The organism is Enterobacter cloacae complex sp. P13B, from assembly GCF_014895915.1.
In the GTDB taxonomy this organism is placed as follows: Bacteria; Pseudomonadota; Gammaproteobacteria; order Enterobacterales; family Enterobacteriaceae; genus Enterobacter; species Enterobacter bugandensis.
The window spans coordinates 24,918-39,042 of sequence record NZ_JADBQN010000005.1; the positions used below are offsets into that span (position 1 = coordinate 24,918).

Genomic DNA, 14,125 nt, shown 5'->3' on the forward strand with positions numbered 1-14,125 from the left:
GCATCTTTGCGCTGTACCCTACATCAAAAGCTTATAAACGAAACGCCTCCAGCCGCTTAATCTGCCGCCCCTGGGCGTCAAAATTCTCCGCCGCCAGCCACGCGCGCAACGCCGCGTCCCTTTGCGGCCACTCGCCGTCAATAATAGAGAGCATGTCGCTGTCGCGGTTGCGCCCTTTACGTACCAGCCTCTGGCGCAGGCGCCCTTCCCAGACAAACCCCAGCCGCTCCGCCGCGCTGCGTGAGGCGGTGTTCATCGAATCGCATTTCCACTCCAGCCGACGGTACTTATGCTCAAAGGCATTTTTCAGCAGCAGCCACACCGCTTCGGTGCCGATGCGGGTGCCTTTCATCCTCCGCGACCAGGTGACATGGCCGATCTCCACCGAGCCCTGGAACCGCTCTATCGCCATGTAGCTCACCAGCCCTACCGCTTTTTCAGTGCGTAAATCGATTACCGCAAACGGGACCAGATCGTCATCCATCACCTTGCCGAGCACCCAGTGGGCGGTGGCTTCCACGCTTTCAGGCTGGGTGCTGGCAAGCCACGTCCAGTCGCTGTCATCACCCAGCGCGTAGGCCTCATATAAATCAGCCGAGTGACGATCGGCGTCCAGCGGCTCCAGACGACAATACTGACCGGTGAGCGGGGTGCGGGTTAAGACCCGGGCGCATTTCCAGTCCGGGACGATATCGTTAACGGTTTGACCATATTGATTGATTTCGGGCACGGCGATGACTCCCTGAAAGGTAAGGAGTTTGTTATAGCAGGTTAAAAAGCGGGCGAAAAGGGAGGATTTGCAGGCCGGGTAACGTGGAACCGCCACCCGGCATAAAATTACTTCAGCAGTTTAACCGTCGCGTCGATGTCGATTTCATCTTCGGTAAAGATCATCGTCGTGTTCTGGAAGGTGGTGATCGCCAGCTTCTTCACCGTACGCATTTCGCCCGGCTTCTTGTCGGATTTTGGTTTGATGCTGTTCATCAGCAGACCCACCGACAGCACCGCGTTCTCTTTGTCGATTTTGGTCTCAACGGGCTCTTCTTCGCTGAACACCACGAAGGATTTGATCGAGGTGAGCTTCACGCGCTCGCCTGCAATATAGAGGTGCTTACTTTCGGGGATCACCTTCACCGCGTACGCGGAAAGGCCTTTGGTGTTGGTGGTTGGCTCGAAGGTCACCGCAGCGTCTTTTTTAATCAGATCGGGGTTCGCGACCTTAATCACATGAAAATAGCGGTTGTCGCCGTTTTCATCTTTGATAAATCCGAAGCCTTTATCTTTAAACCACGTTGTGATTGTACCGTTCATCGCTGTTACCGCCTGTCAGATCGTAATAACTAAAGTTTTGCAGCGCGCAGTGTAATGCACAATGGCGGAGGAGACAAAAAAAAGCCCCTGCGCGGAGGCAGGGGAAAACTCATGTCAGAGCTTATTAGAATTTAGTTGAACACCATCCCACCATCGATGAGCAGAGACTGGCCGGTCATATAGTCAGAGTCTGGCCCGGCAAGATATGAAACGCAGGCGGCAACGTCTTCCGGTTCGGACAGGCGGCCAAGCGTAATGCGTTTGGCAAAGGTCTCGGTCCCGTAGCCGAGCGGTTTACCCGCTGCCTCGGAGACCTGACGGTCGATCTCCGCCCACATCGGCGTTTTAACGATGCCCGGGCAGTAGGCGTTAACGGTGATCCCCAGCGGAGCAAGATCCCGTGCGGCGGTCTGGGTTAAGCCGCGCACCGCAAATTTACTGGAACTGTAGACGGCCAGCTCCGGGTTGCCGGTATGCCCCGCCTGTGAGCAGGCGTTGATGATTTTGCCGCCGTGCCCCTCTTTGCGGAACGCGACAATCGCGGCCTGGATCCCCCAGATCACCCCTTTCACGTTAATGTTGTAGACCTTGTCGACAATCTCCGGCGTGATGGATTCGATTGGCGTGGACGGCGCGACCCCGGCGTTGTTGACGATAACGTTGAAGCCGCCCAGCGCGGTGCGGGCTTTCTCCACCGCCGCAAATACCTGCTCGCGGTCAGAGACGTCCACCTTCACGGCAACGGCCTTCCCGCCGCTGCGGGTGATTTCATCGGCGACCGCTTTCGCCGTCTCCTCGTTATAGTCGGCGATGGCGACGGCAAACCCATCCCTCACCAGGCGAAGCGCAATCGCTTTACCAATCCCCTGGCCTGAGCCTGTTACGAGAGCAACTTTTTGCATTTCTCTGTCCTTATGTTGAGTCACAAAATCTGGCTGAGATGGAGCTGGCCCATCAGCAGCGGGTTATCGCTGTAGTCGACGGGAATGGCCACCACGGCCGGGCCATCGACATCCATCGCCGCACGCAGCGTCGGTTCGAGCGCGTCGGCGCTCTCCACGGCAAAGCCTTTCGCGCCAAAGGCGTCGGCATAGGCTTTGAAGTCGACCGGGCCGAACTCGACGCCGGAAAGACGCTGGTATTTTTTCTCTTCCTGAATGGCAACCATGTTGTAGGCGTTATCCACCCAGATGATGTGCAGCACGTTGGCGTTGAGGCGTACGGCGGTTTCCAGCTCCATGCTCGACTGCAAAAAGCCGCCGTCGCCGGAGACCGAAACCACCTTGCGGCGCGGGTTGACCAGCCACGCGCCAATGGCCCACGGCAGCGCGACGCCCATGGTCTGCTGACCGTTGGAGATCATCACCTGACGCGCGCGGAAGCTGTAGAGGTAGCGGGCGATCCAGATGTGGAAGCTACCCATATCGACGGTAAGCGTCACGTCGTTGTTCACGATGTCCTGCATGGCGCGCACGATGCGCAGCGGATGCAGGGCAAACTGGTTAAGCGATGCGCCGCGGCGGTCGAGGAGGTCCCGCTGATGCTGGCGATCGACCAGAATTTCCGAGGCGCGCTGGCTCAGTTCAAGCTTGTGCTCAATGCGGCTGGCGAGCAGGTTCAGCGTGGCGGCGATATCCCCCACCAGTTCCAGATCCGGGACGTAGTTACGTTCTTCATAGGCAGGCAGCACGTCGATGTGCACCAGCGTGGCGTCGCCGCTGTTCCACATGGACGGCTCGTACTCCACCGGGCTGTAGCCGATGCAGATAATCAGATCCGCCAGATGCAGCAGCCGGTCACCCGCCTGGTTATTGAACAGACCGACGCGTCCGGCAAAGCGGGTGAAGTGCTCCTGGTTCACCGCCCCGGCGGCCTGGTAGGTGCTGGTGACCGGGATACGGCTTTTTTCCAGCAGCTTGCGCAGCGCGGCGCTGTTCGCGGGCTGGCTGGCCATCAGGCCGAGTAAGATGACCGGGTTTTTGGCCTTTTCAATAAGCTTCGCCACGTCGTTAATGGCGGATTCCGGTGCCGGCCCCATCAGCGCGGGACCGCTGGCGGGCAAAATCGCCCCCGTGGTGGGCTGGTCGACAATATCCTGCGGCAGGCTGACAAACGCCCCGCCCGGCCTGCCGTGCTCGGCGGCGCGAAACGCGTTGGAAACCACCTCAGCAATCGCGTCCGGGGAGTTCACTTCCACGGCGTATTTCGTCACCGGGCTGAACATGGCGACGGTGTCCATGCTCTGATGCACCAGCTTGGCTTTATCCGCCCGCTTCACCGCCCCGCCCAGCGCGACCACCGGGTCGCCTTCGCTGTTGGCGGTGGCAATACCGGTGATCAGGTTCGAACAGCCCGGTCCGGAGGTGACCAGCGCAACCCCGGCTTTGCCGGTCAGACGCCCCACTGCCGCCGCCATAAACGCCGCGTTGGCCTCGTGGCGTACGGGAATGATCTCAATGGAGGAGTCCAGCAGGGAATCAAAGACCTTGTCGATTTTTGCGCCCGGGATCCCGAACACCTGCTTCACGCCCTGCGCTTCCAGCTGGCCGACAACCATATCGGCGCCGTGCGCCCACTGACGTGACTGTTTCTCACTGTTCACGGTAGTTCTCCTGTTAGTTTTCGACGGCGCGGATAGCCGCATCAAGGTTGCTGGGGTGCAGGTTGGCCTGTAAAAACGCGCTGTCGGCGGGCAGGTCGATCATCAGCTTGTGAATTTCACCGAAGGTGAGTACGCCGCTCTCCAGCTGGTAATCGAGCAGATGGCCGCCGCCCTGTCGGTCGTCGGTGATGAAGTGTTCGTGATAGCCCGCCACGTTGATGCCCTGCATATGCTGCGGGGTACGGAACCCCACCAGCACGCCCTCGCGCTGGTTAAAGCGGAACACCGGCTGGTCGTCCAGCACGTCGGTCATCGCCCGGTACGGCGGCGTCTGGCGCGGTACGGTGCGGGTGTGCGCATGGCGGAAATTGCCGTCGATGCGCAGCGCGCAGAACAGGTTGTCGGAGGGGATCTGCTGGTCGATCACGTCGTGGATCTGCTGACGGCTGACCGGCCCGTCGAAGGTTTTGCGGTACTGGGGCTGGAACCAGGTCATCACCGCGAACGGCGTTTTCTGCTCCGGCTTCGCGGCGCGGGCGCTGCCGTCGGCGCGCAGCTGGTACACCTGGCTGCTGAAGGCAATCATTTCGCCGTCCAGCTCGTTAAAGGTGCCGAGGCCAAAATCGCCGTGTGCCAGCAGGTCGGCGATGGTGGTCTCCCCTTCGTAGACGCCGCTTAGCAGGGCGCTCATTAGCGATGTCTGATAGATCACGCTGTCAGGATGTTGAGCCGAGAACCCGCGCAGGGTCTCGCATAAACTCGCCTCACAGTCGCATGCAGATGAATGCATCATCATGCTCGTCCTCTTCAACTTTATTTATAAAGGTTAAATAAATGTTGACCCGATTCAGCAGAGAGTTCCAATATAGAATCCATGCTGGTTTGAGACGTTTTTGATATGGAACTTCGTTATCTGCGCTATTTTGTCGCGGTAGCACGCGAGCGACACTTCACCAGGGCGGCCAACGCGCTGGGTATTTCACAACCTCCTCTGAGCCAGCAGATCAAACGGCTTGAGGAGGAAGTGGGCACGCCGCTGTTCAGGCGCCTGACGCGGGGCGTGGAGCTGACCGAGGCGGGAGAAGCCTTCTATGAGGACGCCTGTAAGATCCTGGCGCTGAGCGACGCCGCGCTGGAGAAAGCCCGGGGCATCGCGCGCGGGCTGAACGGCAGCCTGTCGATTGGCATTACCAGTTCGGATGCTTTTCATCCCAAAATCTTCGCCCTGATCCGCCAGTTTCAGGTGCAGAACATGGCAGTGCAGGTTCACCAGGTGGAAGCCAACATGTCGTCGCTGACCACGATGCTGGCGGAGGGTGAACTGGATATCGCCTTCGTGCGCCTGCCGTGCGAAAGCAGCAAGGTATTCGAATTAAAAATCCTCGACCGGGAGCCAATGGTGGTGGCGCTGCATCGCGATCATCCCCTGGCGACGTGCGGCGATCTGGCGCTGGAGGAACTTCGGGATACGCCGGTGGTGTTGTTCCCGCAGGAGGTCGCGCCGGGGCTGTATGACCGGGTTTACGGCTGCTGCGAGCGAGCCGGAATAAACGTGCAGCGCGCGCTGCAGTCGTCGCAGCTTTCCTCTTCCCTGAGCATGGTCTCCGCCGGCGGCGGGTTCGCGCTGGTGCCGAAATCCATGGCGGCCATTTCACCGCCGAATGTCACCTACCACGCGCTGCGCTCGCCGGAGCTTTATACCGATATCGCGCTCTGCTGGCGGCGCTTCGAACGTTCGCGGACGGTGAAGCGGTTTCTGGCGATGATGAGCGAGGATTAATGGTGCGGCGGTGCCCGGAAATGCCGTTCTGGAAGCCGCCTCGCAAACCTGCAAGCAACCTTATGTAATTCAGGGTTATCGCTTTTCATCCCTTGTTTATGGTCGTAAAGTGCCTGCGTTGCGGCACAACCGTAACCGGGCGTAGGAACCCGTTAGCATAACATGACATTTTTTAGACAAAGAGGATGCTAAATGGCGACTACCCCAGGATTTTCTTACGCGCTCTATGAAGAAAGCGCTGTTCATCACCTCATCAACGCTTCAATTTCCGATTCTGCGGATCTTTTTGAAGTGGTCGATGCCTGTACCGCGTATGTCAGCGTACTGGTGGAAACTGACGACGCAGTGACCTTTGCCACGCTCTGTAAGCGATTGCTGGAGGCGCTGAAGCAGCTGCGGGAATGCTGTGATGCTGAGCTCCCACCGTATCTGGTTGAACAACTGATTGCGGGGGAAAAGATCGCTTCCTGTGTGCCGGACTGCTGGCAAGAGACAACGTTGCAGGTGGACTATGCCGTAGCGTTAACGCTGGCGGTAATGGGAGGGACATTACCTGCGAGCGTGGCGAAAGAACTCACCGGGCTGCTGCATGATATGGTCTGGCTGCTGGCGGAGTTTGTGAAGGAGCCTTATATAACGGCACACTGAGGCGGATGATGGGAGGCCGGGGTTCTGCTGGGTAAAAAGCAGGTCTTTGGCCTTAATAAAAGAAGAGCGTTGTTTGTTGAATGTCCGTTAAGAGCGAGGAGCGGACTCTGGTATTATTTGTTTGTATTGGTGATAAGTGATAATGCTTGCTAATATCTGAGCGTATGCAAAAAAACAAACATATCTTTGATATGTTAATATGGAAGGCGGAAATGGCAAAATTATATGTTGTCGACAGATACAATCGCTACCAAGAAAAACAAATTGTATCGCTGAAGAAATTTGATGATATCACACCTATCGAACTGGGAGATTTAGTGATGGATTTATTCCCTGATGGTGTGTCAGATCAAGGTAACTACTATTTCCTTTCGAATGTACCTTATATAGACCCAACGATTAATATAGATTGGTCATTTGAATTTTATCGGCGCGCAAAGTTCCCAACCAAACCATCGCGATGGCAAAGCTTATACGCTTGGCAATCCTTGAGTGAAGCGGTAGCGTTCAGAAACTCTAATGGAAGTCCCGATAATCCCATTTATGAGCTTGACGTAGATTTAAGTAGATGCCATATCGCGGATATGCGCTTATTAGATAATTCCGACTCTGCACTTGTACATACTTACCGTGCAGAGTTGTATTGGCAGGGACAAACAATACCAACTCATATTGTTCCCGACTGGCCCACTAAATGGGAGGTTCTGGTTCCCTTACCAATCACAATAGGGAAGCAGATTTATTAAGATTATCAACAAGAGTTACCTGTTTACAACTCAGGGCTGCTGTTGCAGCCCTGACAATCTTAGACTTCAATCGACTCAGAGATCTCTAACGCATCATTGACTTCAATGCCCAGATAACGGACTGTGCTTTCCAGTTTCTTATGGCCCAACAGAAGTTGGATCACCCGGAGATTCTTGGTTTTCTTGTAGATTAAGTAAGGTTTTGTTCTTCTCATGGAATGTGTGCTGTAAAGCGAATCTTCGAGACCAAGCTTTTCTACCCACCCATGAAAAATTCGGTTGTATTGCCGGGTTGATATATGCTGGTTAGTTCCGACCCGAGAGCGGAACAGGAAGTCTTTACTATGCAAGTTGCCGAGCTTTATCAATGCAGTAACCGCTTCCCTTGTCCCTTTGGCTATCTCAAATTGGACAGGGCTGCCGGTTTTCTGTTGCAACACCGTTGCTCTGCTTGAAACAGAACTGCCATATGCAACATCTGATACTTTGAGTTTGACCAAATCACAGCCCCATAGCTTACTGTCCAAAGCCATGTTGAACAGAGCTAGATCGCGTGTTTTACCTTCCAGCTCAAGTCTAATCCGGATCCCCCAGATATGAGATATCTGAAGTGGCCTTTTTTGACCGATGGTACGGTCTTTATTCCACGGTGACGTTTTCATATTCAAATCTCCTGCAATGTGGGAGATTTGAGTATGGTTGTCTCTCAAGAGCGAAAATAAGTCAACTATCACTAGTTGTTGCGCATGTACGTATTCTGTCAATTAATTATTGACAATCATCAATTCTGGAATGATCAAAATCATCATATCGAATTATAGTCTGGTTGACTGTATCTATTGTTGGTGTCATTTCAGTTATAATATCCTGATAACCTAAAGAGTTAAATACATTTACTAAGGCCTCACACCGAAGGGCCGTAGCAATTACAACATTATAAATTGCCAGCCGTTTATTTTCTTGTTTAACTGCAAGAATGAATTCGATAGCAGTAGTTTCATCGCTTTGGATTGCATTATATAGAGATACTATATTTGCCATATCATCAGAGAATGTATGTATTGAATCACAAAGGGGAACGTAATGGGCATGATAGTGTGTTTCCCAGCCAATTACTTCAAAAATCTTTCTGGTTCCTGGATATTCAGGTGTATTTGGCCACAATCTATTAAATCTATCAGTTAGTTCTTTTCCCATGCGAATCCTTTCATTTGCTGCTGGATTAGTCATTTCTTTGGATTTTAAACACTCCAGCCACCGCTTTCCATTACTATGAACTAATTTCTTACTAGCCTTGAGTAATGCTTGTGCATTTTCACCATCATCTATTGCTATATAAAATTGATTGGCAGCCTGTTCTATTATAACCCTAGTTAATACTTCCGATGCTGAAAAGGCTCCGATATTCAAAGAAGAGATAGCCTGATTACTAAGTTCATTCAGTACATTAAAGTACTGTAAGACCATCAATTTTTGTTCCACACCCTTTAGGTTGTCTATTTTATTTTTATGCTCCCCAAATTTTGCATGGATATATTTATTTATCGCGGCTATTTTTTTTACATCTTCGTCGAAATCAAACGGGCAACGTCCAAACGATTCTTTTTTCATATATTTCTCCTGTTGTACAAGCTTCCATAAGTTGGCAGATTATACACTGAAGATTACCTATAAATAGCTGTGCGGCATAGCAGGTCAGTGCAAGAAGTACAACCAAGTGAACTGTGCGTATTCAGATACCTGGCCTAACGTTCGCGATAGCCGTCCCCTGCACAAAGCCATATATTAGGTGTATTAGCTCAGACCTTATCTGACAGGTTGGGTAGGTAGAATCTAATCAAAGCTGACAGTCTGGTTTGGAGTGTGAGTTCAACCGATGGATGCAACACACAGCGATCTACGGACATTACTAGCATAGCGGTGTATTAATCATCGGGGAGCAGGTCAGTCCGCTCCTGGCACAAAGCTGCCTAAAAGGGTCCAGTCTATCTAAGGTCAGGACGGACGTTCTGGGTGAAAATGTTGAGTGCCGCTTTGTAGCTGATTCGCCCTCAGAGACATTTAACCATTTTTAGCAAAAATCGGCATATTTTTTATCCAATAAGACAATAATGCACTATCCGCAACAATCTGCTGGGTTTTGTTAAATTTTGGCAATAATCCCCCTTTCCTTCTCCGCAGATCTGAAAAAAGCCAAAATTGAATATTAGGATGAAGAATCTTGCATGAAGGGCATCGGGATACATTTTCCTGAGAAAAAATGGTCATTACCGCTTATTATTCATGGAATTTCTTATGAATAATGTAGGATATCTATGTTTGGAAAAATCCTCACAAGTGTCTCATGGCTGGTCAGGGCTGAGTTGCGCCGTAGCCTGAAGTCGAACCGGGATTACAAAAAACTCAGCTGGAACCCGATAGAAAGAGTTCTGGTTTCCTGCTCCACCTATTACATCCGAGCTATGCTTTTCCTTTGGCTCACTGCAATCGGTGCTGTTGGCGTGGTGGAATACTTTCGCCCTGTATTGCATCCGTTCGCTCTTCTGCATTTTAAGGGGATTACCCTACTTTCAGGATGGATGTCTAATTTACTGGGTAGCCAGTTGACTATTATCGGTATTGTTTTTCCACTGGTCGTGGGTCTTATAAGTGTTCTGTTTCAAAAGAAATCTGCAAGGATCCATATCCAGTCTGCGTATCAACTTCACTCCGGATATATGTTTTCTGGTCTGAGTGGACTGTCACTTGCCGCATTTATTGTGTTAGCCGGTATGACATTATCATTTGGTGACAGATATCTTAATACAGCTTTCGCCATTACAGCTTTCGTGTGGATGCTTTTCAATATTTTTCTGTCTATCTGGTTCTTTGTCTCCAGTCTCAATGTTCTGGATGAGAATAAACGTGATCGTCTTATGAATAAGTATTTTTTGTCACAGATAGTGGATGACTATATTCAAAATGCATTTATTATGGCATGGCTGCGTTATCCGGGAGCAAACATCGGTGAGAGTTATCTCGGTAGTATTAAAATACTTCCTTACTCAATATCTGAAGATGAGGAAATGACGCATTTTAAATTTGATGTCAGTAAAAACGATGTTGTTATAGATATCTATATAAGACCACTTTTATTCCTGCTGAGAAGACTAAAAGCGGCAGATGGACAAGATGCAGAAATTATCATTTTGCCTTCTTTTGGTGTTCGTTCTGGTGAACTGACTTTATTGTCATCGAAAGGTCTCATGCCTGTTTCAGGATTATGGCGGTGGTTATGCCGGCGTTGCATTGTGACCGGGCATTCCGAGAACAAAAGGGATCTGGATGATATTACTTTTGATTTCTTTGGTGAGGCATACGATGCCCTTAATGATAAAAACATTAGTGTCTTCAGGACAGGTGTTGAACGATTGACGGATACCTATACCTCTATTAAGCGAAGTTATAATTACGGGGGTGACAGAAATTATGTGGATGAAGTAAAAGAATCGGGGTTTAGCCATGCATTCAGTGATTCATTCCACTATGAATTGAGGAAATTTGTTCGTGAAACCGTAAAATCCATAGAATATTCAGGCGAGTATTTCCGTGAATCTATGGCTATTCCATTACATGTTTACAGAAAAACACAGAGTACTCGTTTTACCGATTTCAGACAATTTTTACTTTCGCTTTTCAGGGTATGGCATGTGTTAAACGAGTGGAAAGCGGGACTGGGGGGCACCCTCACGGCCAGCCAAGAGCAGACTCACCAGACGCTTATCCGCGATTTTATCGGCCTGTGGGAAGGCTGGAGTATGGGCACGATCATTGGCAAACCCGGTAGTGAAGATTCTACTGACCGTCTGATGTATCATCTGCATAACACCACCAGGCTGCTTATCCCGTCAGTGGTTGCCGATAATGCTTCTTCCGTGCGATATGCTCATGACGTTCTCTGTCTCTGGCTTAACCAGAGCCGGTGTTCACGGCACTGGGAGGAAGAGTACCGCTGGCACAGTTTCTTCCTGACTCCGGATTACCTGTCTCTGGAGGAAACAGATTCGCAGTGGGATATGTTACTCAGGGGGAGCCTATATAAAAAAGATGCGGCTTTATCCATTATATTTTCAAATGCCTTATCTGATTTACGCCTGTTAATGGCAGGCTATCTTATTGCGCATTTCGAACCACAAGAAAATATAGACTTAGCCGACCTTGTTAATCATCTCATTATGTCTGAATTATATGAAGAAAGAGACACTCATGATACACTGACACCTGCATTCAGACGTTCTGTCGATATCATTGATATGATATTGAGAATTGAATACTGTAATCTTCATACAAATACAAATACAAATACAAACTGGTATAGTGGTTTATCAGAAACCATTGAGGTTATGAACTCTTATAATGAAAGGCCTTACATTTCCTCGCGTACGTATACAGGAGTACATGAGGATGTTGGGAGCCTATACGGAGCGTTTTCCTTGCTGGCTATAAAGCTCGCCAAACCTACTGAACAGGTTACACAGCGTGTTAATGAAGCTCTGGCGGGAGGGTTGTTTTCCTATTCCAGTAAAGTCCGAATAATTTCTATTCTTGAACGACTGAAGCGGGATCCTTCAATCCTTTATGAAGGCTATATCATTTCAGAAACGGATTATGCAACGAATGTAGTTTTCTTTAATGATGTTCTGGATAAATATATTGAAGTCTTCAATCGTAGCAAATTGGCAGATATCGTTGCTGCCGAAGTAGATCTTGAACGTCTCAGAAATACCGACAATCGTCTAACAAATGAACTTCCTGGGGCATTGTCTGAAGATACTCTACTCAATCACTTCACATTTTCTCAAAATTCAGAATGTGATCGCAACTGGCTGGTGAGAAACATTCCTGTTGGTGTTTCCAAAGATTATGTTGCCAGAGAAGTTAATCGGAATGTATACGGTGATTTCCCATCGGCATCAGAAGTGAAGAAAAATATTCTCCACAGACTGCATTATTTACTGTGGCAATCACAGGCTAAATTAACGATGGAGGTCAAAAACCTCGAAACGCTGTTAATGGAAGTTGCGCAACGGTCCGCTGATCAGAATAATTACATTCTGGTGATCTATGGTTCCCGCTTTAGCGAAGAACTGAGGGAACTGGTCTATCAGCCGGAAAGGCATGGCGCGTTTAGCATACATGTTGATGTGACAGCCAGAGGTATCCGCTCTCTGCCCTTTAGGATCAATAACTGTCTTGTTTACCTTGTCATCAATTCCGAACAGGAATTTTCTCTTATGGTCAGTGCTGAATCATTTGGTGAACTCAGGCTGTTCAGGTACCCGGATGGTACCCTTTTTAACACTTTCTACCGCAGTAGCGACGATCCACTTGAAGGTGTGATGAAAACGCTCTGGGAAATGGAAATGGAAATCACTGGTCCACTAGTGGCGCGGTTTGAACATAGCTGAGCTAAATTACGGCGACCCTTTATGGGGTCGCTGTTAAATTGCTTTATAGTTAATAATGAATTTGAATTTTGTAATTAATATCAATAATCCCCTAATCGCAACAATTCGTCAATTTTTATGACTCTCTAGCAATAATGTCTTTCTCTTTCTCCGCAGATCCGAAAAAATCTAAAGTCGGATCTGGGTGGATTAATCGTATGCAAGGGCGAAGGAGATACGGAAGAAAGGGGGCAAAGCAAAAAGCAGGTGGGAAAGAAAGGTCCGCTTTGAGCGAAGCGGACATCGCGGAGACAATGTGCTGCCGGGTGCGAATGTCCCACGGCTCGTCATATCGCTCGCCGTATCACTTGTTATTTGTATTTGAAACGAGAAGTTGATGCAATTCCTTCAGGGATAGGTCCAATAACTCATTCTCCCTGATGAGATTGTTATCAGCATCTGTACCCTCTGCGCAGGATTCATTTAAATAGTTCAGAGTTTCCTGATCATCATCCAAGCATTCATAGCTGCCTGAATAAAATTCATCGCAACTTGCTTTGTTATTTTTGTCAATGTAACCAATGCATTGAATCACGCCTTTAACAACTTCAGCAGCAGAATAAACAAAGTAACTGCATTCATTTATATAGCGTTCAACATCAGAAATCATATAAAAATAGTGCATCGAAGCTTTTTCAATTTCAAACTCACTTTCAATCGTAGCAACTTCACATTCAAGGTCTTTCAGACCATCTAACATTATGGAAAGTTTATATTGTTTTTCTTGCGCAGTTTCATTCTTAAATGACTCTCTACCCTTTGCCCTGATATTTATTCTTTCTTCAATTGCATAAATATAAGCAGGATATGTCCGCGACCACACTTGGTTTACTTTCAGGATTAACCGGTCTCTTTTCAGTCTTTCTTTTTTAGCTATAAATTCTGCATATAGTGCGGCATCCTCTTCGCACCATACATCAACTTTTCGTTTATAACCCAACTTTAATTCTTTCCCTACGCATACAGGAAACAAAGGATCAAAGGCCTTTAAGTATTCAAACTCACTTAGATAGAACCCTATATTATAACGATTAAATAATTGTCTAAACTCTTTCCCACTTAAGGTTTTCATTATCTCGCCAACTCCATTTTCATTAAAGCAAAATCAACAAGATAAAACCATAAACACTCTTACACAACCGGTTGATGTTGTTCAAATGGAAGATAATATAAGACAAGCATAACCTCGTTCACTTCCATACTGCTCCTACCGTTGTTTTGCGTCACAGGACACCTGCCGGACAGCTGCATCGCAGACCAGACGGAACTGCTGCCGTCGATTAATCAGATGCTAGCGCATGACCACGATCAACAACCTGTTTGACAGCTTCAATTTTAAACTCTTCGGGATAACGCTTACCGTGTAGTATCCCTGCAAAGTGAACCATCATTTTTAGAGGGCCTCTGGCACTCCAACTTCCGCTCTTGGCACAGAGCGGATATTCATATTCATCTCCCTTCCTCTCTATCGGCCCGCGGCCACTGTCAGGTATGAATGCGTTTATCACCTTTTTTAGAAAAGCGATAGGCAGCACGGCCGCCCATTTCTTTG

At 49.1% G+C, this 14,125-nt stretch carries 12 protein-coding genes; 4 read left to right on the plus strand and 8 right to left on the minus strand.

Annotation, left to right across the window (positions count from 1 at the left end):
* Positions 1-31 precede the first annotated feature (31 nt).
* From IM273_RS02175 to budA, 5 genes are all read right to left on the minus strand, one after another.
* Positions 32-730: a GNAT family N-acetyltransferase gene (locus tag IM273_RS02175; RefSeq protein WP_126818656.1), complete on the minus strand. Its 699-nt coding sequence runs from the start codon at positions 728-730 to the stop codon at positions 32-34.
* A gap of 107 nt (positions 731-837) precedes the next feature.
* Positions 838-1,311: a cold-shock protein gene (locus IM273_RS02180; RefSeq protein WP_045260739.1), complete on the minus strand. Its 474-nt coding sequence runs from the start codon at positions 1,309-1,311 to the stop codon at positions 838-840.
* A gap of 131 nt (positions 1,312-1,442) precedes the next feature.
* Positions 1,443-2,213, minus strand: a complete 771-nt coding sequence (locus IM273_RS02185) for a (S)-acetoin forming diacetyl reductase (RefSeq protein ID WP_193051807.1) — start codon at positions 2,211-2,213, stop codon at positions 1,443-1,445.
* 20 nt (positions 2,214-2,233) lie between these two features.
* On the minus strand, positions 2,234-3,913 hold the full coding sequence (gene alsS, locus IM273_RS02190; RefSeq protein ID WP_193051808.1) for an acetolactate synthase AlsS: 1,680 nt from the start codon (positions 3,911-3,913) through the stop codon (positions 2,234-2,236).
* Between the two features lie 13 nt (positions 3,914-3,926).
* Positions 3,927-4,706 carry an acetolactate decarboxylase gene (gene budA, locus IM273_RS02195; RefSeq protein WP_028012263.1) on the minus strand — a complete coding sequence of 260 codons (780 nt, stop codon included), beginning with the start codon at positions 4,704-4,706 and terminating at the stop codon, positions 3,927-3,929.
* Positions 4,707-4,811: 105 nt separating this feature from the next.
* Here budA and IM273_RS02200 point away from each other — a divergent pair, with 105 nt between their 5' ends.
* From IM273_RS02200 to IM273_RS02210, 3 genes are all read left to right on the plus strand, one after another.
* Positions 4,812-5,693: a LysR family transcriptional regulator gene (locus IM273_RS02200; protein WP_048998942.1), complete on the plus strand. Its 882-nt coding sequence runs from the start codon at positions 4,812-4,814 to the stop codon at positions 5,691-5,693.
* Positions 5,694-5,885: 192 nt separating this feature from the next.
* On the plus strand, positions 5,886-6,341 hold the full coding sequence (locus IM273_RS02205; RefSeq protein ID WP_193051809.1) for a hypothetical protein: 456 nt from the start codon (positions 5,886-5,888) through the stop codon (positions 6,339-6,341).
* A gap of 212 nt (positions 6,342-6,553) precedes the next feature.
* On the plus strand, positions 6,554-7,087 hold the full coding sequence (locus IM273_RS02210; protein ID WP_193051810.1) for a hypothetical protein: 534 nt from the start codon (positions 6,554-6,556) through the stop codon (positions 7,085-7,087).
* Positions 7,088-7,146: 59 nt separating this feature from the next.
* Here the strand turns inward: IM273_RS02210 and IM273_RS02215 are convergent, their stop codons facing one another.
* On the minus strand, positions 7,147-7,749 hold the full coding sequence (locus IM273_RS02215; RefSeq protein WP_193051811.1) for a tyrosine-type recombinase/integrase: 603 nt from the start codon (positions 7,747-7,749) through the stop codon (positions 7,147-7,149).
* Between the two features lie 106 nt (positions 7,750-7,855).
* A complete protein-coding gene (locus IM273_RS02220; RefSeq protein WP_193055530.1) occupies positions 7,856-8,698 on the minus strand; it encodes a DUF5677 domain-containing protein in 843 nt (280 codons plus the stop codon).
* Positions 8,699-9,402: 704 nt separating this feature from the next.
* Between IM273_RS02220 and IM273_RS02225 the strand changes: the two genes are divergently transcribed.
* Positions 9,403-12,534, plus strand: a complete 3,132-nt coding sequence (locus tag IM273_RS02225) for a hypothetical protein (protein ID WP_193051104.1) — start codon at positions 9,403-9,405, stop codon at positions 12,532-12,534.
* Positions 12,535-12,877: 343 nt separating this feature from the next.
* On the opposite strand, the gene IM273_RS02230 is transcribed toward IM273_RS02225, so the two are convergent.
* Positions 12,878-13,645 carry a hypothetical protein gene (locus IM273_RS02230; RefSeq protein ID WP_193051101.1) on the minus strand — a complete coding sequence of 256 codons (768 nt, stop codon included), beginning with the start codon at positions 13,643-13,645 and terminating at the stop codon, positions 12,878-12,880.
* Positions 13,646-14,125 lie beyond the last annotated feature (480 nt).

Coding starts and splice junctions, on each gene's coding strand:
- IM273_RS02210 (WP_193051810.1), top strand. CDS start 6,554: ATGGCAAAATTATATGTTGTCGACAGATACAATCGCTACCAAGAAAAA.
- IM273_RS02225 (WP_193051104.1), top strand. CDS start 9,403: ATGTTTGGAAAAATCCTCACAAGTGTCTCATGGCTGGTCAGGGCTGAG.
- IM273_RS02200 (WP_048998942.1), top strand. CDS start 4,812: ATGGAACTTCGTTATCTGCGCTATTTTGTCGCGGTAGCACGCGAGCGA.
- IM273_RS02180 (WP_045260739.1), bottom strand. CDS start 1,311: ATGAACGGTACAATCACAACGTGGTTTAAAGATAAAGGCTTCGGATTT.
- IM273_RS02205 (WP_193051809.1), top strand. CDS start 5,886: ATGGCGACTACCCCAGGATTTTCTTACGCGCTCTATGAAGAAAGCGCT.
- IM273_RS02185 (WP_193051807.1), bottom strand. CDS start 2,213: ATGCAAAAAGTTGCTCTCGTAACAGGCTCAGGCCAGGGGATTGGTAAA.
- IM273_RS02220 (WP_193055530.1), bottom strand. CDS start 8,698: ATGAAAAAAGAATCGTTTGGACGTTGCCCGTTTGATTTCGACGAAGAT.
- IM273_RS02215 (WP_193051811.1), bottom strand. CDS start 7,749: ATGAAAACGTCACCGTGGAATAAAGACCGTACCATCGGTCAAAAAAGG.
- budA (WP_028012263.1), bottom strand. CDS start 4,706: ATGATGCATTCATCTGCATGCGACTGTGAGGCGAGTTTATGCGAGACC.
- IM273_RS02230 (WP_193051101.1), bottom strand. CDS start 13,645: ATGAAAACCTTAAGTGGGAAAGAGTTTAGACAATTATTTAATCGTTAT.